This is a genomic window from Aquabacterium sp. (genome assembly GCF_030652515.1).
Lineage (GTDB): Bacteria > Pseudomonadota > Gammaproteobacteria > Burkholderiales > Burkholderiaceae_C > Aquabacterium.
The window spans coordinates 1-19,534 of sequence record NZ_JAUSAR010000100.1; the positions used below are offsets into that span (position 1 = coordinate 1).

At 59.6% G+C, this 19,534-nt stretch carries 28 protein-coding genes and 2 tRNA genes; 23 read left to right on the forward strand and 7 right to left on the reverse strand.

Going from position 1 to position 19,534, the window contains the following annotated elements; genetic code table 11:
• From Q7V20_RS11660 to Q7V20_RS11750, 19 genes are all read left to right on the forward strand, one after another.
• On the forward strand, positions 1-112 hold a 112-nt coding region (locus Q7V20_RS11660), incomplete at its 5' end, for a 50S ribosomal protein L18 (protein WP_304791256.1).
• Positions 113-141: 29 nt separating this feature from the next.
• Positions 142-660: a 30S ribosomal protein S5 gene (gene rpsE / locus Q7V20_RS11665; RefSeq protein ID WP_230180429.1), complete on the forward strand. Its 519-nt coding sequence runs from the start codon at positions 142-144 to the stop codon at positions 658-660.
• A 16-nt stretch (positions 661-676) separates the two neighbouring features.
• Positions 677-859 (forward strand): 50S ribosomal protein L30, encoded by a 183-nt coding sequence (rpmD, locus tag Q7V20_RS11670; protein ID WP_304790924.1) that lies wholly within the window; start codon positions 677-679, stop codon positions 857-859.
• Entirely contained in the window at positions 859-1,293 is a 435-nt protein-coding gene (gene rplO, locus Q7V20_RS11675) for a 50S ribosomal protein L15 (RefSeq protein WP_230180431.1), read from the forward strand. Before rpmD ends, rplO begins: the two co-directional genes overlap by 1 nt.
• A 26-nt stretch (positions 1,294-1,319) precedes the next feature.
• Complete coding sequence (gene secY, locus Q7V20_RS11680; protein WP_304790927.1) at positions 1,320-2,630, forward strand: preprotein translocase subunit SecY; 1,311 nt, start codon at positions 1,320-1,322, stop codon at positions 2,628-2,630.
• A gap of 35 nt (positions 2,631-2,665) precedes the next feature.
• Positions 2,666-2,884, forward strand: coding sequence for a translation initiation factor IF-1 (gene infA, locus Q7V20_RS11685; protein ID WP_011830996.1), 219 nt, complete (start codon positions 2,666-2,668; stop codon positions 2,882-2,884).
• A 67-nt stretch (positions 2,885-2,951) separates the two neighbouring features.
• The gene (gene rpmJ / locus Q7V20_RS11690; RefSeq protein ID WP_058086633.1) at positions 2,952-3,065 is read left to right on the forward strand and encodes a 50S ribosomal protein L36; all 114 of its coding nucleotides are present in this window, start codon (positions 2,952-2,954) and stop codon (positions 3,063-3,065) included.
• A gap of 39 nt (positions 3,066-3,104) precedes the next feature.
• Positions 3,105-3,467: a 30S ribosomal protein S13 gene (rpsM, locus tag Q7V20_RS11695; RefSeq protein ID WP_230180433.1), complete on the forward strand. Its 363-nt coding sequence runs from the start codon at positions 3,105-3,107 to the stop codon at positions 3,465-3,467.
• A 42-nt stretch (positions 3,468-3,509) separates the two neighbouring features.
• Entirely contained in the window at positions 3,510-3,914 is a 405-nt protein-coding gene (gene rpsK, locus Q7V20_RS11700) for a 30S ribosomal protein S11 (RefSeq protein WP_230180434.1), read from the forward strand.
• A 339-nt stretch (positions 3,915-4,253) separates the two neighbouring features.
• Positions 4,254-4,877 carry a 30S ribosomal protein S4 gene (rpsD, locus tag Q7V20_RS11705; protein WP_230180435.1) on the forward strand — a complete coding sequence of 208 codons (624 nt, stop codon included), beginning with the start codon at positions 4,254-4,256 and terminating at the stop codon, positions 4,875-4,877.
• Between the two features lie 142 nt (positions 4,878-5,019).
• Positions 5,020-6,006, forward strand: coding sequence for a DNA-directed RNA polymerase subunit alpha (gene rpoA, locus Q7V20_RS11710; protein WP_230180436.1), 987 nt, complete (start codon positions 5,020-5,022; stop codon positions 6,004-6,006).
• 117 nt (positions 6,007-6,123) lie between these two features.
• A complete protein-coding gene (rplQ, locus tag Q7V20_RS11715) occupies positions 6,124-6,522 on the forward strand; it encodes a 50S ribosomal protein L17 (RefSeq protein WP_304790956.1) in 399 nt (132 codons plus the stop codon).
• 129 nt (positions 6,523-6,651) lie between these two features.
• Positions 6,652-6,728: transfer RNA gene (locus Q7V20_RS11720), tRNA-Met, on the forward strand.
• Positions 6,729-6,938: 210 nt separating this feature from the next.
• On the forward strand, positions 6,939-7,862 hold the full coding sequence (locus Q7V20_RS11725; RefSeq protein ID WP_304790959.1) for a branched-chain amino acid transaminase: 924 nt from the start codon (positions 6,939-6,941) through the stop codon (positions 7,860-7,862).
• A gap of 13 nt (positions 7,863-7,875) precedes the next feature.
• Positions 7,876-8,094, forward strand: a complete 219-nt coding sequence (locus Q7V20_RS11730) for a zinc-finger domain-containing protein (RefSeq protein WP_304790961.1) — start codon at positions 7,876-7,878, stop codon at positions 8,092-8,094.
• A 93-nt stretch (positions 8,095-8,187) separates the two neighbouring features.
• Positions 8,188-9,072, forward strand: a complete 885-nt coding sequence (gene purU, locus Q7V20_RS11735; RefSeq protein ID WP_304790964.1) for a formyltetrahydrofolate deformylase — start codon at positions 8,188-8,190, stop codon at positions 9,070-9,072.
• 43 nt (positions 9,073-9,115) lie between these two features.
• On the forward strand, positions 9,116-9,574 hold the full coding sequence (locus tag Q7V20_RS11740; protein WP_304790967.1) for a nuclear transport factor 2 family protein: 459 nt from the start codon (positions 9,116-9,118) through the stop codon (positions 9,572-9,574).
• 15 nt (positions 9,575-9,589) lie between these two features.
• Positions 9,590-10,597 (forward strand): YheT family hydrolase, encoded by a 1,008-nt coding sequence (locus Q7V20_RS11745; protein ID WP_304790970.1) that lies wholly within the window; start codon positions 9,590-9,592, stop codon positions 10,595-10,597.
• A gap of 21 nt (positions 10,598-10,618) precedes the next feature.
• Entirely contained in the window at positions 10,619-11,164 is a 546-nt protein-coding gene (locus Q7V20_RS11750) for a DUF2946 family protein (RefSeq protein ID WP_304790973.1), read from the forward strand.
• Positions 11,165-11,216: 52 nt separating this feature from the next.
• On the opposite strand, the gene Q7V20_RS11755 is transcribed toward Q7V20_RS11750, so the two are convergent.
• A complete protein-coding gene (locus tag Q7V20_RS11755) occupies positions 11,217-11,765 on the reverse strand; it encodes a cytochrome c5 family protein (RefSeq protein ID WP_304790976.1) in 549 nt (182 codons plus the stop codon).
• Between the two features lie 132 nt (positions 11,766-11,897).
• Between Q7V20_RS11755 and Q7V20_RS11760 the strand changes: the two genes are divergently transcribed.
• Both Q7V20_RS11760 and Q7V20_RS11765 read left to right on the forward strand, forming a co-directional pair.
• Positions 11,898-11,973 (forward strand) — tRNA-Arg (locus Q7V20_RS11760).
• 247 nt (positions 11,974-12,220) lie between these two features.
• Complete coding sequence (locus Q7V20_RS11765; protein ID WP_304791259.1) at positions 12,221-12,475, forward strand: DUF6471 domain-containing protein; 255 nt, start codon at positions 12,221-12,223, stop codon at positions 12,473-12,475.
• 161 nt (positions 12,476-12,636) lie between these two features.
• Here the strand turns inward: Q7V20_RS11765 and Q7V20_RS11770 are convergent, their stop codons facing one another.
• The 6 genes from Q7V20_RS11770 to Q7V20_RS11795 all read right to left on the reverse strand — a co-directional run bounded on the left by Q7V20_RS11770 (position 12,637) and on the right by Q7V20_RS11795 (position 17,368).
• Positions 12,637-13,245: a DNA-3-methyladenine glycosylase I gene (locus Q7V20_RS11770; protein WP_304790979.1), complete on the reverse strand. Its 609-nt coding sequence runs from the start codon at positions 13,243-13,245 to the stop codon at positions 12,637-12,639.
• Positions 13,242-13,538: a YciI family protein gene (locus Q7V20_RS11775; protein ID WP_304790981.1), complete on the reverse strand. Its 297-nt coding sequence runs from the start codon at positions 13,536-13,538 to the stop codon at positions 13,242-13,244. Before Q7V20_RS11775 ends, Q7V20_RS11770 begins: the two co-directional genes overlap by 4 nt.
• A gap of 1 nt (position 13,539) precedes the next feature.
• Complete coding sequence (locus tag Q7V20_RS11780) at positions 13,540-14,154, reverse strand: TetR/AcrR family transcriptional regulator (protein WP_304790984.1); 615 nt, start codon at positions 14,152-14,154, stop codon at positions 13,540-13,542.
• The gene (locus Q7V20_RS11785) at positions 14,151-15,236 is read right to left on the reverse strand and encodes an alkene reductase (protein WP_304791262.1); all 1,086 of its coding nucleotides are present in this window, start codon (positions 15,234-15,236) and stop codon (positions 14,151-14,153) included. Before Q7V20_RS11785 ends, Q7V20_RS11780 begins: the two co-directional genes overlap by 4 nt.
• 675 nt (positions 15,237-15,911) lie before the next feature.
• Complete coding sequence (locus Q7V20_RS11790; protein WP_304790987.1) at positions 15,912-17,177, reverse strand: type II toxin-antitoxin system HipA family toxin; 1,266 nt, start codon at positions 17,175-17,177, stop codon at positions 15,912-15,914.
• The gene (locus tag Q7V20_RS11795; RefSeq protein ID WP_370652457.1) at positions 17,177-17,368 is read right to left on the reverse strand and encodes a transcriptional regulator; all 192 of its coding nucleotides are present in this window, start codon (positions 17,366-17,368) and stop codon (positions 17,177-17,179) included. Before Q7V20_RS11795 ends, Q7V20_RS11790 begins: the two co-directional genes overlap by 1 nt.
• A 602-nt stretch (positions 17,369-17,970) precedes the next feature.
• Between Q7V20_RS11795 and Q7V20_RS11800 the strand changes: the two genes are divergently transcribed.
• On the forward strand, positions 17,971-18,474 hold the full coding sequence (locus Q7V20_RS11800) for a DinB family protein (protein WP_304790993.1): 504 nt from the start codon (positions 17,971-17,973) through the stop codon (positions 18,472-18,474).
• Positions 18,475-18,534: 60 nt separating this feature from the next.
• Complete coding sequence (locus Q7V20_RS11805) at positions 18,535-19,524, forward strand: diguanylate cyclase (protein ID WP_304790996.1); 990 nt, start codon at positions 18,535-18,537, stop codon at positions 19,522-19,524.
• Positions 19,525-19,534 lie beyond the last annotated feature (10 nt).

Genomic DNA, 19,534 nt, shown 5'->3' on the forward strand with positions numbered 1-19,534 from the left:
GGCGAAAGCTGCTGGCGTCGAGAAGGTGGCTTTCGACCGTGCGGGCTTCGCCTACCACGGCCGTGTCAAGGCATTGGCTGAAGCGGCTCGCGAAGCCGGTCTTCAGTTCTAAGCCGCGTCTGGCAACCGGAAGGAATTCAAATGGCTAAGTTTCAACCCAAGGTCGCTGACGAAGGTCGTGACGACGGTTTAAAAGAAAAGATGATCCAGGTGAACCGCGTGACCAAAGTGGTCAAGGGCGGTCGGATCATGGGTTTCGCCGCGTTGACCGTGGTCGGTGATGGCGACGGCAAAGTCGGCATGGGCAAAGGCAAGGCGCGTGAAGTGCCCTTGGCCGTGTCCAAGGCGATGGAACAAGCTCGCCGCAACATGGTCAAGGTCAACCTGAAGAATGGTTCGGTCTACCACACGGTGTTCGGCGAACACGGCGCGGCTCGCGTCATGTTGGCTCCCGCACCTGCTGGTACCGGCATCATTGCTGGCGGCCCGATGCGTGCTGTGTTCGAGATGATGGGCGTGACCGACATCGTGGCCAAGAGCTTCGGTTCGAGCAACCCGTACAACATGGTTCGCGCCACGTTCGACGCCTTGAACAAGTCGACCACCCCGGCCAATGTCGCTGCAAAGCGTGGCCTGTCGGTTGAAGACATCTTCAACTGATCGCCGGAGAATCGTCATGAGCGAAAAGAAAACACTCACAGTCAAGCTGGTTCGCAGCGTCATCGGTACCCGTCAGGACCACCGTGACACCGTGCGCGGCTTGGGTCTGCGTCGCTTGAACAGCACCGCTGTCCTTGAGGACACCGCTGCCGTTCGCGGCATGATCAACAAGGTCAGCTATCTGATTCAGGTGATCTAATGGAACTCAATACCATCAAGCCCGCCTCGGGTTCGAAGCACTCCAAGCGCCGTGTCGGTCGCGGGATCGGTTCGGGTCTGGGCAAGACCGCAGGTCGCGGTCACAAAGGTCAAAAGTCGCGTTCGGGTGGCTACCACAAGGTTGGTTTCGAAGGCGGTCAAATGCCTTTGCAACGTCGCCTGCCCAAGCGCGGTTTCAAGTCGCATCTGCTGAAGTACAACGCGCAGATCACTTTGACCGATCTGGAGCTGCTGAGCGTCGGCGAAGTTGACATCCTCACCCTGAAGCAAGCCGGTCTGGTGCCGCAAATTGCCAAGGTCGTGAAAGTCATCAAGACTGGCGAACTCACCAAGAAGGTGTCTCTCAAGGGCATCGGCGCGACTGCAGCTGCAAAGGTGGCCATCGAGGCTGCTGGCGGCGCGATCGCTGAGTGATGTTGGCTGACTGAACGGATTCAAGCGTGGCGACTTCTCCCAATCAACTGGCTCAAAGCGGAAAATTCGGCGACCTTCAACGTCGTCTGGTTTTCCTGCTGCTGGCGCTGGTCGTTTACCGCATCGGGGCGCACATCCCCGTGCCTGGTATCGATCCTGCCCAGCTGCAACAGTTGTTCAAGGGCCAGCAAGGCGGCATCCTGAGTCTGTTCAACATGTTTTCGGGCGGCGCGCTGTCGCGCTTCACCGTCTTTGCGCTGGGCATCATGCCCTACATCTCGGCGTCCATCATCATGCAGATGATGGGCTACGTGGTCCCCACCCTCGAGGCCTTGAAAAAGGAAGGCGAGGCGGGTAAGCGCAAGACGACGCAGTACACACGCTACGCCACCTTGGGTTTGGCCTTGTTCCAGTCTTTCGGCATTGCCGTGGCGCTGGAGGGAACCGCTGGCTTGGTCATCAGTCCAGGCATGGGTTTCCGTTTCACCACGATGCTGAGCTTGACGGCTGGCACGATGTTCCTGATGTGGCTGGGTGAGCAGATCACCGAGCGCGGTCTGGGCAACGGTATTTCGATCCTGATTTTTGGCGGTATCGCTGCTGGCTTGCCCAGTGCCATCGCAGGTTTGTTCGGGTTGGTGGGCAACGGTGCGATGAGCATCCCTGCGGCGATCTTCATCGTGTTGCTGGTTGTCCTGGTGACTTATTTCGTGGTCTTCGTTGAGCGTGGTCAACGCAAGATCCTGGTGAATTACGCCAAACGTCAAGTGGGCAATCGCGTTTACGGTGGGCAATCATCCCACCTGCCGCTGAAGGTCAACATGGCGGGTGTGATTCCTCCGATCTTCGCGTCGTCGATCATCTTGCTGCCCACCACGGCAGTGGGTTGGTTTGCCACCGGTGAGAGCATGCGTTGGTTGAAGGACCTGGCTGGCATGTTGTCGCCTGGTCAGCCGATCTACGTGATTTTGTATTCTGTCGCCATCGTCTTCTTCTGCTTCTTCTACACGGCCCTGGTGTTCAACAGCCGTGAAACCGCAGACAACTTGAAGAAGAGCGGTGCATTCATTCCCGGTATCCGCCCGGGTGATCAAACGGCGCGTTACATCGATAAGATTCTCGCCCGTCTGACCCTGGTGGGTGCTGCTTACATCACAGCCGTGTGCCTGTTGCCCGAGTTCCTCGTGCTCAAGTACAACGTCCCTTTCTACTTCGGCGGGACCTCGCTCTTGATCATCGTGGTTGTCACGATGGACTTCTGGGCCCAGGTTCAGTCTTATCTGATGTCTCAGCAGTACGAATCGCTGCTGAAAAAGGCAAATTTTAAATCGAGCTGATCGCGGTGACGCAGGTCAATGCAACTTAGGAAAACATGTCGAAAGACGACGTCATCCAGATGCAGGGTGAAATTCTGGAGAATCTCCCGAATGCCACCTTTCGCGTGAAGCTTGAGAACGGGCACGTGGTTCTCGGTCACATTTCCGGCAAAATGCGCATGCACTACATCCGCATCCTGCCGGGAGACAAAGTGACCGTGGAGCTCACACCCTATGATTTGAGTCGTGCTCGCATCGTATTCCGGGCGAAGTGAGTTGAGTTTTGTTACCCCGGAAACGTGGGCGAATTTCCGTTGAGTTTCAACGGTCCAGGAGAAGATCATGAAAGTTTCGGCTTCCGTCAAAGTGATGTGCCGCAATTGCAAAATCATCCGTCGCAAGGGTGTGGTTCGTGTGATTTGCACGGATCCCCGCCACAAGCAACGCCAGGGTTGATCCTGGTTTAGCGACGACACACGCCTTCAGAGGACAGTTATGGCACGTATTGCTGGCATCAACATTCCGCCGCATAAGCACACCGAAATCGGTTTGACTTCTATTTACGGCATCGGTCGCACCACTGCGCAGAAAATCTGCACGGTGAGCGGCATCCCGTTCAACAAGAAGATCAAAGACCTGACGGACGGCGATTTGGAAAAAATCCGGGACGAAGTGGCAAAGATCACCATTGAAGGTGACCTGCGTCGCGAAATCTCGATCAACATCAAGCGTTTGATGGACTTGGGCTGCTACCGCGGCTTCCGTCACCGTCGTGGCTTGCCCATGCGCGGTCAACGCACCCGCACCAATGCACGTACCCGCAAGGGCCCGCGCAAGTCGATCGCTGGTAAGAAGTGATCGTCTGGGTGTCGCCGTTCATTAAGATGAGAGAAGATAACCATGGCTAAAGCACCTGCCAACACGGCAGCACGTCGTGTGAGCAAGAAGGTCCGCAAGAACATCGCGGACGGCATCGCTCACGTGCATGCGTCGTTCAACAACACGATCATCACGATCACCGACCGCCAAGGTAATTCCCTGGCGTGGGCGTCGAGTGGTGGTCAGGGTTTCAAGGGCTCACGCAAGTCCACCCCCTTCGCTGCCCAGGTGGCTGCTGAAGTGGCTGGTCGCGCTGCCCAAGAACAAGGCATCAAGAACCTGGACGTCGAGATCAAGGGCCCCGGTCCTGGTCGCGAATCCTCGGTCCGCGCTTTGGCCGCTCTCGGCATCCGGATCAACATGATCTCTGACGTGACGCCAGTGCCGCACAACGGCTGCCGTCCTCAGAAGCGTCGTCGTATCTGATGTGACATCGGGCCTCGTGCGTGTCCTGTTTACAGGGCGCGGGCGAGGCTTCATTGTTTGGGGCGTTCACCCCAGGCGATGTTGCAGAAAATGCTCAATGAATCTGTTCGCAGCTTCTTGAGTATTTTTTTGCAACTGTTATACTCGCGAGTTCTCTGCACCTGACTGGGTGCGCTTTGTGTTGGCGGGCCATCAAGGTCCTTGACATGTGGGCGTGCGCAGGCAGGTTATCGAAGCCCACCGTCTGAGCGATTCGAACAATATCCGCCAGACTCGCGTCGGCCATTGATGGACTTCCAGTCCCCAATCTGACGTCAGACAGACCCCAAGGAAAAGCACGTGGCACGTTACCTCGGACCCAAGGCCAAACTGGCTCGCCGTGAAGGCACCGACCTGTTTTTGAAGAGCGCTCGTCGCCCCATCAGCGACAAGGCTAAATTCGACACCAAACCCGGCCAACACGGCCGCACGTCTGGTTCGCGCACCTCGGACTTCGGTCTGCAACTGCGCGAAAAGCAAAAAGTCAAGCGCATGTACGGCGTGCTGGAGCGTCAGTTCCGCCGCTACTTCGCCGAAGCCGATCGCCGCAAGGGCAACACGGGCTCGAACCTGTTGTTCCTGCTGGAATCGCGCCTGGACAACGTCGTTTACCGCATGGGCTTTGCCTCCACCCGCGCTGAAGCACGTCAATTGACGTCGCACAAGGGTGTGACCGTGAACGGTCAAGTGGTGAACATTCCTTCGTACAACGTCAAGACTGGCGATGTGGTGGGTGTGCGCGAAAAAGCCAAGAAGCAAGTTCGCGTTCTGGAAGCACTGAAGCTGGCCGAGTCCATTGGCATGCCAGCCTGGGTGCAAGTGGACAACACCAAGCTGGAAGGTGTTTTCAAGAAGACCCCGGACCGCGATGAATTCGGCGCCGACATCAACGAATCGTTGATCGTCGAACTGTATTCGCGTTGATTCACACATCAGCTGCGCTTCACGGCCTTGGGTCGTGTCGCGCGGCTTTGTGCGTTTTGTTTTCAAGACCGGAGCATGTTGCTCCGGTTGGTCCAGCAGCCTTATCGGTGTAACGAGCCGAGGGTATTGACAGGAAGAGCTCATGCAAACCAATTTGCTGAAACCCAAAGCCATTCAGGTGGAGCCCTTGGGCGGCCACCGTGCCAAAGTGACCCTCGAGCCGTTCGAGCGTGGCTATGGCCATACCCTGGGCAACGCCTTGCGCCGCGTCCTGTTGTCGTCGATGGTGGGTTTTGCTCCGACAGAAGTGACCATCGCGGGCGTGCTGCACGAGTACTCGACCGTTGACGGCGTTCAAGAAGACGTCGTTCACATCATGTTGAACCTCAAGGGCGTGGTCTTCCGTTTGCACAACCGCGACGAAGTGACCCTGGTGCTGCGCAAGGACGGCGAAGGCCCTGTCACTGCCGCCGACATCCAGACCCCTCACGACGTCGAGATCGTCAACCCCAACCACGTGATCGCTCACTTGTCGCACGGCGGCAAGTTGGACATGCAGATCAAGGTGGAAAAGGGCCGTGGCTATGTGCCGGGCAACATCCGCCGCTATGGCGACGAAAGCACCAAGGCCATCGGCCGCATCGTGCTGGACGCGTCGTTCTCGCCGGTTCGCCGCGTGAGCTACACGGTTGAAAGCGCCCGTGTGGAGCAACGCACCGACCTGGACAAGCTGGTCATGGAAATCGAAACCAACGGCGCGATTTCGCCTGAGGAAGCGATCCGTGCTTCGGCCAAGATCCTGGTGGAGCAACTGGCGGTGTTCGCGCAACTGGAAGGCAGCGAGATCGCCGCCTTCGACGCGCCAGCCAAGTCGGCTCAGAACTTCGATCCGATCTTGCTGCGTCCTGTCGACGAGCTGGAACTGACCGTGCGTTCGGCCAACTGCCTGAAGGCCGAAAACATCTATTACATCGGCGACCTGATCCAGCGCACCGAGACCGAGCTGCTCAAGACCCCGAATCTGGGTCGCAAGTCGCTGAACGAAATCAAGGAAGTCCTGGCTTCGCGTGGTCTGGCCCTGGGTTCGCGCCTGGAAAGCTGGCCTCCCCAAGGTCTCGACAAGCGTTGATTGTTGATTGATTGAAGAAGAAATGGGTGGTGAGTCTGGCAACAGACCGCTGCCCGGTGCACCCGGCGGTACCTTGAACCGGCCGCCGGTTTTTATAAAGTAAGAAAGGAAAGCACCATGCGTCACGGACACGGACTCCGTAAACTGAACCGCACCTCGTCACACCGTCTGGCGATGCTGCGCAACATGGCCAACTCGCTGATTCAGCACGAAGCCATCAAGACCACCGTCCCCAAGGCCAAGGAATTGCGCCGCGTGGTCGAGCCTTTGATCACCCTGGCCAAGAACCCCACCCTGGCGAACAAGCGCCTGGCGTTCGACCGCCTGCGCGACCGCGACAACGTGGTCAAGCTGTTCAATGTGCTGGGCCCCCGCTTCGCGACCCGTCCTGGTGGTTACACCCGGATCTTGAAGATGGGCTTCCGCGTGGGCGACAACGCCCCCATGGCTTACGTTGAACTGGTTGAGCGCACGGAAGCGACCGAAGCGGTTGCTGACGATCAAACCAACGCGTAAATCAGTCATGCGCTGTTCATTCAGCGTTTGAACGAAGGGTCGGCATTGCTGGCCCTTTTCACTTTTGGTGCACGATCTGCACAAAAAGCGTGACAAATATAAAAAGCATGCTATAGTCTAATTCTCTGTCGCGGGGTGGAGCAGTCTGGTAGCTCGTTGGGCTCATAACCCAAAGGTCGTAGGTTCAAATCCTGCCCCCGCAACCAAAATTAAAGCAACAGCCGATCCTTGGGTCGGCTTTTGTCATTGGGGCGTTGGACATACCAACGCCTTGGCTTGCACGCTCATGCGGGGCATGCCCCAGGCCAAAAATCAAACGCCACACGATTACAATCGAAGGTTTTCCGGCGGCACTGTTGGTGCCATGAAGCCGGGTGCAAACGAACGATTTAGACAATTCCCCGAAAGGACTTCCCATGTCGATGGACGATCGCGACGGCAAAATCTGGATGGATGGCCAGATGGTGGAATGGCGCGATGCCAAGATCCATGTGTTGACCCACACCCTGCACTACGGTTGCGGTGTGTTCGAGGGCGTGCGCGCCTACAACACGACGCAAGGGCCTGCGATCTTCCGCATCCAGGAGCACACCGAGCGTTTGTTCAACAGCGCCAAGATCCTGCGCATGAAGATCCCCTTCAGCTTCGACGAGGTGGTCAAGGCTCAACTGGATGTGGTCCGCGAAAACAAGCTGGAAAGCTGCTATCTGCGTCCGCTGGCTTGGCTGGGCTCCGAGAAGATGGGCGTGAGCCCCAAGGGTGCCAAGGTGCACCTGATGGTGGCGGCCTGGCCCTGGGGTGCCTACTTGGGCGAAGACGGCCTCAAGCGCGGCATCCGCGTCAAGACCTCAAGCTACACGCGTCACCATGTCAACATCACGATGACGCAGGCCAAGGCGGTGAGCAACTACACCAATTCGATCCTGGCCAATCTGGAAGTCACCGAAGAGGGCTATGACGAGGCCTTGCTGCTGGACTCCAGCGGTTTCGTCAGCGAAGGCGCGGGCGAGAACATCTTCATCGTCAAGAACGGCAAGCTGTACACGCCCGATCTGTCGGCCGGCGCGCTGAACGGCATCACGCGCAACACCATCTTCGCCATCTGCCAGGACCTGGGCCTGGAGATCCGTGAGAAACGCATCACGCGCGATGAGGTCTACATCTGCGACGAGGCTTTCTTCACCGGCACTGCCGCTGAAGTGACGCCCATCCGCGAGCTGGACCGCATCGAGATCGGGGCAGGCTCACGTGGCCCCATCACCGAGAAGATTCAAAGCGCGTTCTTTGACATCGTCAACGGCCGCAATCCCAAGTATGCCGAGTGGCTGACCAAAGTCTGAGGAGCACCACGCCATGAGCACGACTGCACCAGCCAAAGCCGTGGTCGAAGTGACCGCCCAGGAGTTGCAAGGCCCGGGGGTGGTGTTCTGCCCCAATCCCAAAATGCCTTTGTGGAGCAATCATCCGCGCGTCTACATTGACGTGGTCACAGCGCCTGAAGGTGGCCAGTGCCCCTACTGTGGCACGGCCTACAAGCTCAAAGCGGGCGAGAAGGTCGGCCACGGCCACTGATCGCCGGGCGGGCTCCTGTCTCGTCCTTGGGCGGGGGCATTCTAGGGGGGCTGCGCCAAGACCTGCGAGCGGCCCCCTACAATCCCGGCCATCATGAATATCAAGCGCGAATTCGTCCTGACCCTGTCGTGCCGAGACACGAAGGGCATTGTCCATGCCGTGTCGGGACTGCTTTACCAGGCCGGGTGCAACATCATCGACTCGCAGCAGTTTGGCGATGTGCAAAATGAGGACAGCACCGGCTTGTTCTTCATGCGCGTGCATTTCGAGGCGCCCGAGCACCTGGCGGACGAAGCCACTTTGGCCAACTTGTTTGGCCATGTGCGTGAGCAATTCGCCATGACGGCCACGATCCGCGTGCAATCGCGCAAGCCGCGCATGCTGATCATGGTCAGCAAGCATGGGCACTGCCTGAACGATTTGCTGTTCAGGTGGCAATCAGGCCAGTTGCCGGTGGAGATCCCGGCGATCGTGTCGAACCACCCCGACTATGCCGAACTGGCGGCCAGCTATGGCATCGCGTTTCACCATTTGCCGCTGCCCACGGGCGCAGGCCCTGAGGTGAAACGTGCCCAGGAGCAACAGGTGGAGGCGCTGGTGGAGCAGGAGGGCGTTGACCTGGTGGTGTTGGCACGCTACATGCAAATCCTGAGTCCGGAGTTCTGTGCCTTCCTCAAAGGGCGGGCCATCAACATCCACCATAGTTTTTTGCCCAGCTTCAAGGGGGCCAAGCCCTACTATCAGGCGCATGATCGTGGTGTGAAGCTGATCGGTGCCACGGCACACTATGTGACGGCGGACCTGGACGAGGGGCCGATCATCGAGCAGGATGTGGAGCGTGTCGATCACACCTTGAGCCCCGAAGACTTCACCGCTGTCGGACGGGATGTGGAGTGCGTGGTGCTGGCGCGTGCTGTGAAGTGGCATGTCGAGCACCGCGTGCTGATGAACGGTCACAAGACCGTGGTGTTCCGATGAGCCCTGGATCCTTGTGTTCAACCCTGTTTGACGCCTGACAACCATGAGTGATCCTCGCGCCCGCAAAGCTTCTCAGGCCGCGCTCATAGCGTCGGCGGATGACACCGAGGCCACCTTTTACGAGGCCCTGCAGCAAGGGGATCTGGAGCGATTGATGTCGGTCTGGTCCGACGATGAGGAAGTCGCCTGTGTGCACCCTGGCGGGCCTCGGGTGGTGGGTGAGGTGGCCATCCGTGGCACCTTCGAGGCCATCTTTGCGAATGGTCCGGTGCAGGTGAGCCTGCAGCAGGTGCGGCGCCTTGAAAGCGACCATTGCGAGGTGCACCATGTGCTGGAGAAGGTGCAGGCGCTGACGCCCGAAGGCTTGCAGACGGCGTTTGTGCTGGCCACGAACGTGTACCTGCGCACGGCCCTGGGTTGGCGCATGGTCTTGCACCATGCCAGCCCCGGCCAGGCGCACGAGTTGCAGGAGCTGGCCGAGCCGGCCGCTACTTTGCATTGACATTGGGCCAAGACCATGCAGTCGTACAGGGCGCCACGTTGGCTGGCAGGGCGGGGCAGTTGGGGTGGCAATGTGCAGACCATCTGGCCCGCGCTGTTTTCTCGGCCGCACACCAGTCCTGCCCTCACCCATGTGCCTTACCAGCGTCAGCGCTGGGACACGCCTGATGGGGATTTCATCGACGTGGACCTGTGGCCTGCTGGGCCCAAGGTCGGCGCTGCGCCCACGCCTTTGCTGGTGCTGTTCCACGGGTTGGAGGGCTCATCGCGCAGCCACTATGCGCTGGCGTTTGCCCACTGGGCCCGAGCGCAAGGCTGGTCGTATGCCGTGCCGCATTTCAGGGGCTGTTCCGGTGAGTTGAATCTGGGGCCGCGCTCCTACCATTCGGGCGATTTCGTGGAGATCGACTGGATCCTGCGCCGCCTGCTGGCCGATCACGGCGGTCCGATGGTGGTGGTGGGCATCTCGATGGGGGGCAATGCTTTGTTGCGCTGGGCCCAGGAGTCGGGCTCGGAGGCCGTCAAGGTGGCCAAGGCCGTGGCGACGGTGTCTTCCCCATTGGACCTGGCGGCGGCGGGGGCGGCCATCGGTCGCGGCTTCAACCGGCAGGTCTACACCCGCATGTTCCTCAAGTCGATGAAACCCAAGGCCTTGGCCAAGTTGGCGCAGTATCCAGGATTGTTCGATGAGCAGGCCCTGCGCGCGTCTCGGGATCTGTTTGAGTTCGACAATGTGTTCACCGCGCCGCTGCATGGGTTCACGGGGACGCCCGACTACTGGGCGCGTTGTTCTGCCCAGCCGCGCTTGAACCTGATCACCGGGGTGCCCGTCCTGGTGCTCAATGCCCGCAATGATCCTTTCATCCCGGGGGGTAGTTTGCCCAGGCCGGGTGAGGTGGGAAGCTGGGTGACCTTGTGGCAGCCCGAGGAAGGGGGCCATGTGGGCTTTCCGGCCGGGCCCATGCCGGGCCACGTGAGCACCTTGCCGGAGGCTGTGGGCCCCTGGCTGGCGCAGCATCTTTGACCGACCAACACAAGGGATTCCATGGATGACATCGTCAAGGCCGCGTTGAAGAAGTGGCCCAATGTGCCGAACTGCCACGGTTGGCTCGCCCTGGATGCCCGGGGTGACTGGTACATGCGGGATGACCGTGTTCAGGCTGCAGGGCCTTTCCCGCAGGTCAAAGGCAGCCGCATCACGCATGGCAAGTTGATCGACTTCATCAACCGCAACTACGAGCCGGATGAGCAGGGGGCGTGGTTCTTTCAGAATGGCCCGCAACGGGTTTACCTGGCGCTGGAGGCAGCGCCCTGGGTGCTGGGCGTGCAGCGCGATGGCGAGTCATTCAAGGTTGACACGCACACTGGTCAGGCAGTGCAGGAGGTGCGGGGGGCCTGGTTGGACGAGTTGGGGCGCTTGTTCCTGGAGACGGAGCTGGGCTTGGGCGTGGTGCGCTCGATGGACATGGACGCCGCGGCCAGCGCGGTGGAGGCGGGCGTATGGGATCCACAGGACATCCTGTTTGCGGAGTTGCCCAAGCGGTTCGCGTACTGCCTGGCGCCTCAGCCCGCCCCTGCCATTCAGGCATGAAAAAGCCGGCTTCTGGAGCCGGCTGCTGATCTGCGCAAGGCGACGAGGCCTTTTACTTGGCGTCGCTGGCGGGTGCCGAGGCGGCCGCAGCGGGGGCCGCAGGTTCGGTGAACTTGGCGCCACCTGAGTTGGCCAGGTAGGCCACCGCGCGGCTCACTTCCAGGTCACTGAACTCGCCTCCAGCTTGTGGTGGCATGGCGTTCTTGCCCTTGAGCGCCGATTGAATCAAGGCTTCCAGGCCGACGCCGATGCGTGAGCCCCAGGCTGCGGCATCACCCAACTTGGGCGCGCCCATGGCACCTGATTCGTGGCAGGCGGCGCACTGGCCCTTGAAGACTTCTTCTCCAGCGCGGGGGCCGGCGTTGGCCGAGACCACCTTGACTTCGACCGAGCCGACGGGCTTGATGCGTTGGGCCGTGGCCTGTTCGGACAAGGCATCGCTGCCCGAAGAGCCGGTGCCGGTGGATGCCACGAACTCGACCAGCAGGATGATGATGATGATCGGCACAATGAAGGCCAGCCCCACGGCCACGGCCAGTTGCTTGGGCGTCTTGATCGGGCCTTCGTGATCGTTGTCGTGAGAATTGGGCGCTTGGCTCATGGGATCCTCAGGGGCACTGGTTATCGTGGGTGCAGGCCTTGCGGCTGCTGGGCATGGCAGAAAATCCTGCCACAAAGGCCGGATTATAGGGGGGCTTGTCGTTGGCCCACTGTTAGAATCTGCCCCTGCGTTGCGCCCGTAGCTCAATGGATAGAGTACTGCCCTCCGAAGGCAGGGGTTGCTGGTTCGATCCCAGCCGGGCGCACCAAGGTTGACTTGACCGGTCCAACCATCCCTGCTGTGAAGTGAGGCATTACATGGCGAGAATGCCACGTAATGCTTTATTGCAAGTTGAGCCACGAATTGCCTTATCGGGCCCTCTGAGGGGCCCACGCTGGGGACGGAGCGGTCAATCCGTCGTGTTCCGTAGACACAGCCCAGCGAAGGTTATGGCTGCCACGAAGTCCAAGTCCCCCCCTCGTCCTCGCCGCATCACAGGCAAAGAGGACGACCTGATGGCGGATGAGGCTAGGCAGATCCTTCGAGCCGAGATGGTTCGCCGGGGGTACAGCTTCAAGATGCTCGCGGAAGCCCTTGCCGAGCAGCAAGGTGGCGGGCCCATCGAGTTGGTTCAGTCTTTGACGAACAAGGTGAACCGGGGGCGGTTTTCCTTTGCGTTCTTCTTGCGGGCAGCCCGTGCGATGGGCGTGCCGTCATTGGAGTTGGAGGCGGTCCTTCCACCTTCAACTAGCGTTGAATCGGCGAAATGAACATGGTCCATAGGTGCTCGGCGGCGCCCTCGTCCGTCAGGCGAGAGTCTCGGTTGCCTTGGAACATGCCCATCGTTGCCTTCAGGCACATCAGGTGCTGAGCTACTTCGCGCTTTTGGGCAGGTGCAGCGTTGAGGCTGGTCCAAGATGGACTCACGTTTTCAATTTGGCCGCTTGAAAGCCATGCGAGCCTCTTCTGCATGAATCCTGATCGCACAATCGCGTGCGTGATCGTTGACCATGCCCATGGCTTGCATGAACGCATACACCGTCGTAGGCCCAACGAACTTCCACCCTCGCCGTTTCAACTCTTTTGACAGCGCTATGGACTCAGGCGTCGTTGAGACGGTTTGAGGCTCGTGCTGACCTTGGCCCTGAGGTTCAAAACGCCAGTAGAAGGTTGCCAATGAGCCGGCTTCGGCCACCAACTCTTGCGCGCGGGCGGCGTTGTGGATCACAGCTTCGATCTTGCCTCGGTGCCTGACGATGCTCTCGTCCTGGAGCAGACGCGCAACATCCGCGTTGCTAAATCGGGTCAGTTTGTTGAAGTCGAACCCAAGGAATGCGCGCCGGAAGTTGTCGCGCTTGGTCAGTATGGTTCGCCAACTCAAGCCTGATTGAAACCCTTCCAGGCAGATCTTCTCGAATAGCCTGATGTCGTCTGACACAGGCAAGCCCCATTCGTCGTCGTGATACGCAAGGTACTCAGGGGTGCTGGCGCACCACCGGCAACGATGCAGTCCATCGGGCTCAACAAACAGACCGCTCATGCGGATGGCTCCATCAGCTCACTCAGTCGGGAATCGGTCTTGGACACGGTGATGTCAATCACTTCTGCGCGCACGACATCGTTGGCCACAAAAGGGTCTTCACTCAAACGCTGATCCAGGTCGGCTCTGCCCAATCCATGTGCCAACACACATCCGCCTTGCTGACCTTGCAGGCTGCCGGACGCGATGAAGACGCCTTCATCGAAGCCTTTCTGGAGCCAAGCTTTGTGAGCACTCATCCATTCGCCAGCGAGCGCCTTGTTGGTTGAGAACTTCAGTTGCACCACGAACATGTCAGCATTCTCCGGTCGCAGGGGTTGAAGTGGAGATGTCGTGCAACCACTTCAGCAATTGCTCGACCTCCTGGTGAATGAAGCCTTCATCGTTGAAGGCGTTGGCCAGCGTGGCAATGCCCTGGCTTCTGGCAAGCAGGTGCATGGCCAGCGCATCTGCGTTGCGCGGGTATCCCATCTGAACGAATTGGCGCGCAAGCCAATCCCGGAACAGGGTGAACAAAAGACTGGCTTTCGGCTGTGCTGGGTGTTCAAGCTTGGACAGTTCTGCGCACAGGGTGCCGACGGGGCAGCCGTGCTGTCGAATCTTTGGCCCATTCATCACCATCATGTGGATGAAGCGGCTCACACGTGCTGCTGGCGTTGGCGCTTCGGTTTCCCAGCCTTCGAGCATTCCCCGCGTCTTGTGCATTCGTCTTTCAATGACGGCGTCAAGAATGTCGTCTTTGGTCTTGAAGTGATAGTAGAAATTGCCCCGAGACAGGTTGACTGCGGAGGCGATGTCCGCGAACGATGTGTGCTCGTACCCGCGCTCATAGAACAACTGATCCGCGATTTCCGTGATCCGGCTTCGCGTGTTGCCGCTGTCATTCGGTGCCGTGTGTTCTGCGATCATGGTGACACGGGACCTTCATGAGATGGGTAGTCAATGTATCCACGGTCATTGCCACCATAAAAGCTGGCATGGTCTGGCGTGTTCAATGGCAAGTCTTCACGAAAGCGCCTCACAAGATCTGGGTTGGCCAGGAACGGCGTGCCGAAGGCGACAAGATCGGCCGCGCCAGAACGAATGGCGGCTTGTGCGCTCTCCTTGCTATAGCCATTGTTGGCCATGTAGATGCCGCCGAACGCGGCACGCATCTGCTGATAGTCCACCTTGCAGCCCTGCGTCATCATGTCGCCTTCCAGGACATGGAGGTAGGCCAAATTCAATGGGCTAAGCCATTGCGCGAACTGGCCAAAGTGTTTTTGAGGATCGGAGTCATGCATGTCATTGAAGCTGTTCTCGGGACTCAGCCGTACACCCACCCTGTGGGTCGGCCACACAGCGGTCACGGCATTCAGCACCTCAGCCAGAAATCGAAACCTGGCTTCCGGTGAGCCTCCGTAGGTGTCGCTTCGCTGATTGCTGCCATCTCGCAAGAACTGGTCTATCAAGTAGCCATTCGCGCTGTGCACCTCGACACCATCAAACCCTGCGGCCACAGCGAACTGGGCTGCGAGCTTGAACTGCGCGACCGTGGCGTTGATCTCCTCAACGTCAAGCTCAACAGGCGTCACAAAGTCCTGCGGCCCTGTGTACGTCATGGCCTGCCCTGATGGCTTGAGCGCTGACGGCGCCACAGGGCTTAGCCCATCAGGCAGCAGTGTGGGGTGAGACACCCGACCGCAATGCTGCAACTGGGCAAAGATCAAACCATGCCGCGCGTGAACAGCATCAGTGACTGCTCGCCAACCCAGTACCTGCGCTTCAGTGAAAAGGCCTGGCGTGAAGGGATAGCCAATGCCCAGACTTGAAACTGGCACCGACTCAGAGATGATCAACCCGGCCTCAGCACGCTGTGCGTAGTAGGTCGCCATCAACGGTGACGGCACGCCGAGTTGGTCAGCGCGATTGCGCGTCATTGGGGCCATCACCATTCTGTTGGCCAGGTCAAGCGATCCGACCTTGAGTGGCGAGAAGAGATTTATTGGCATGTCGTTCACTTGTAGGTCATTTGTCCTAAAGTCATTTTAGGATGATTGTCCTATATGAGTCAAGTAGAGATCTACGCTTCACATCAGGTGATGAATTGATCGCTCATCAGGTAGAAGAGGCGAAATGAGTTGTTGCTCTGTGGGCCCGAGGACATCAGCGCAACTTCATTCGAGCAACAATCTGGCGTCGTACTTCTTCGCTTAGCAACAGCTTGGAGCCTCCTCAAAACCCGGGGCGATTCAGAGTTGTCGTTTGCCATGAGGTTTGACGCGCGCGATAACTCAAGCCCGGCCATTGCAGGCGCCCCAATCTTTATGGGCCTCACGGTCGCGCCGGATGGCATCTCTTTCAAGGGCGAGACGGTGAACGTCAGAAACTCGGGGGACGACATGGTGATGTCCATCCTGGACACGCCAGCGTTCAAGAGTGGTCTGACGCTGCTGAACACTGCTCAGCCAGCCTTGAAGCCGCTGACAAGCTTGGCTATGGCCGCAGCATGCCGTTTGCGAGAAGCCGGTGTACTCGATGGGAGCGGCGATAGCTAGTGAAGAGGCGATTTCAAGCCTGCTGCAGCAACCTCTAGACGTGGAGCCGACCCAGCGTCGGACTGGTAGGCTCACAAAGCGTGAGGAAATCGAGCGCCGAAACGGACGAAGCTGACCTTCGTTTGCGGTCTATGACGCTTGACGGAATCTGGCCTGTGCCTTTTTGGTGATCGACTTCACCTCGTGTGTCAGGTGTTCCGCAAATGTTTGGCTGCTGCGGGCCAGCAGAGGCGAGATCTCATTCGCGGCTTGATCGATGGCAGCAGGCACCTTCACGGCCACATTCTCTGCAACTGTCTGCAGATACCGTGGTTTCATGCCCAGTTGCTGGGCCATGCCTTGCAGTTGGGCGTGGCCCATCTGCCCTGGCAACACTTCGCCGCCCACGTTGAAGGCGAACTCTTTGGATAGTCCTGGGTAGATGCGCGTGCACATCAGGTCGTAGAAGGGCGTGAGACGCACGCCTTGGCCTGGCAATGCGTGCAACGACAGGTTCTTGGCATGGCTGTCGTTGTTGCCCACGCAGATGTTGAAGAACACCCATTGCACCAGCGCTTGCAAGTCAAGGGCTGCGCGTGAGCTGTGTTCGCGGATCAGTCGGGCGCAGGCTTCGAGCCCGGGCCCGCCTTCCTTCTCGTATTTTTTCTCGGACACGGTACCGGCCAACTGGCACAGGTCGTACTGGATGACGCGGCTCAAGCCGCCATCGTCTCTGCGAAGGCGGTCAAAGCGCTCGACCACACATGCCTTGGTCAGCGGCTCGTAGAAGACCTCCGCCGTTTTGAGGCCGCAGTGCTTGGCGGTGCGCATGATGATGGCCTCGTTGACGGCACTGTCCCGCACCTTGGCCAGCCTGCGGATGTCTGGCTTGAGGATGTGGGTAGACGGTGCATGGCCCTTGGGCAGCATGGGTTGCCCGTCGAAGATGGCGATGGTCGCTTTGTCCTGAGCACCAGCCAGTGAGATGCGCGCATCATCACCTTGGACCTGGATGGCTGCGGCTGATTTGGACTTCAGGATGTCAGCAATCGCCTGCCAGCTGGTGGGCTCGTATTGAGGTGGCTGCGGGCGCTGGCCTTGGGGCAGCATCACGTAGGCGCCAGCCGTGTCGCCTGCCACCTCTTGCAGCAGCGCGAACAGGGTGGATGCCTTGCGCTGAGCCGAGAGGTAGGCACGCACCTCGCCCTCGGGCAGCAGGTTCTCGAAGAAGGCCTGCACCTGAGCTGCGACCAGGCGCCCTGGCTGGAGCGCGATGCTGGACAAGGGGAAGGGGGCGGCCGGCTGTTGTCTGCCCAGCCAGGTCTGCGCGTATTCGAAGCTCAAGGGCTCGGTGTCGAAGACGGTGCCGATCAACTCATCGCCATGGAAGACGTCCAGCGCAGTGACGCGTTCCATCACAGCGTCCTGGATGTCTTGGGCTGGACCACGACTTCCAGGCCGAGGATGTCGAGCAGGTCGAGCACCTTCTGAAGTTGCACCGTGGGCTTGCCGCTTTCCACATCGACGATCAAGCGGTTGCCGGTGTTGGCCAGGCCTGCGACATCGAGCTGGCGCAGGTTCATGCCGTTGCGCTGCCGTTTGACCATCTGACCGATGTCCAGCGCGGTGCGAACCACATGTGGTGTCTGGTCGTGCAGGGGGCTGTCAGCTTTGGCGTCCATGGACTGGCTTTCAAATTACCGTTGGGTAATTCTATGCGGATGGCACGTGCACCACAAGTGAATGGTTACCGATCGGTAATTTTTCCGGGTAATCGGGGGTGCGGCGGAGTGTAATTACCGAACGGTAATCCATGGCTGCTTGACTATCAATTCAAGGTCGCAACTTAGGAGTCAGTTGCGACTTGCCTTGTCTGCCTGCTTGTTCGCATTGCTCAATTCGTCCAGGGCCTCCGTCGACCAACTCAAAGCCACCGGGGGGCGTGTCCTGGCTGAGGTGGTGAAGGTGTTAGAGAACCTCTGAGCTCCGACACTTTTCCGACAGTTACCCCAGGAAACGCCGGTATACTGAGGTCTACCCTGCTTTACTAAGTGGTTGATTTTGCGAGGTTTTCAGTGTCCCTCGCAGTCGGAAATGGCGCTCCGAACGAAGGCAGGGGTTGCTGGTTCGATCCCAGCCGGGCGCACCAAGGTTGGCTTGACCAGGCCACCCACCCCTGCAGACAATGAAGCTCGACAGGAGAGGCTTCATGAACTTGCAGGATTACGCCACCACGATGGCGCACTACAACCGGTGGATGAACGAGAAGGTCTACGCGGCCGCCGCCGGTTTGACCGATGGGCAGCGCAAGCAGGATCAGGGCGCCTTCTTTGGCTCCATCCACCGCACCTTGAATCACATCTTGCTGGGCGATCAGGCCTGGATGCAGCGTCTGCATGGTGAAAAGGTCTTGATGACCTCGCCTGGGCAGGAGCTGTTCAGTGACTTTGAGGCTTTGCGCGCCGCCCGTGCCGAAACCGATGCGCGCCTGCTGGCCTGGGCGCAGTCGCTGGGCCCCACCAGCGACACTGCCACCCTGACGTTTTTCAGCGTCACTTACCAAAAGCAGCGCACCCTGAGTCATTCGGTGGTCGCCATGCAATTGTTCAACCACCAGACCCATCACCGCGGGCAGGTGAGCACATTGCTGAGCCAATTGGGCGTTGACGTGGGGGTCACCGACCTGCCGTGGATGCCCTACCTCGACACCTGAGCCTCGATATTTCCCGGATTCATCCGATATCACTGGCATGTGGATGAAGGTGCAGTGGTGATGTCGACAGAAACCGAACGTTTGGCGGCGGTGCGTGCCCATGAAATTCTGGACACGGCGCCCGAGGCCGAGTTTGAAGCTTTGGCCAGTTTGGCCGCGCAAGTGGCCGGTGTGCCCTTGGCCTGGGTGGCCTTCATGGGTGAAGACCGGCTGTGGTGCAAATCAAGCGTGGGCCTGGGCGACAGCGAATGGCATCAAGGCCTGAGCTTGGAGACTGCGGGTGACGCGCACGAGGCCTTGGTGTGCGAAGACCTGAAGGGCGACGCGCGTTTTGAACACCACCCCTGGGTGGCGGGCGAACCCGGCTTGCGGTTTTACGCGGGCGCACCCATCCGAGATGCGCAGGGGCACGCCCTGGGCACGGTCGCGGTGGGCGACGTCCTACCCCAGGCGTTCACCGACGGGCAAAAGGCGGCCCTGCAAGACCTGGCCACACTGGCCCTGGCCGTGCTGGACGGCCGCCAACGCGCGCGCCAGCTCAGCCACTTGGCCAAGACGGACCACCTCACGGGCGTGGCCAACCGCGCTCAGTTCGACCTGGCGCTGGACGTGGAAATGCGCCATTCCATGCGCGCTGGCGAGCCCTTCACCGTGCTGTGCATGGACCTGGACGGCTTCAAGGAGATCGTCGATGGCTTTGGCCATGCGGCGGGCGATGCGGTGCTGTGCGAGGTGTCGCGCCGCCTGAACCAGCAGGTTCGCCTGGGCGATGTGCTGGCCCGCCTGGGCAGCGACGAGTTCGGCGTGGTGATGCGCCATGGCGCCAAGGATTCGGCCGAGGTGCTGGCCAAGCGCATCGTGCGCTCGGTGTGCCAGCCCATCACCCTGCCCACCGGCGACACGGTGGGCGTGGGCATCTCGGTGGGCATCGCAGCCTACAACGACTCGGTGGAGTCGGTGAGGTCGTTGCTGGCCCAGGCCGATCAGGCCCTGTACGACGCCAAGAAGCAGAACGAACGGCGCTGGAAGATGTTCGTGGGCGGACGCTGAGCGCCCACTC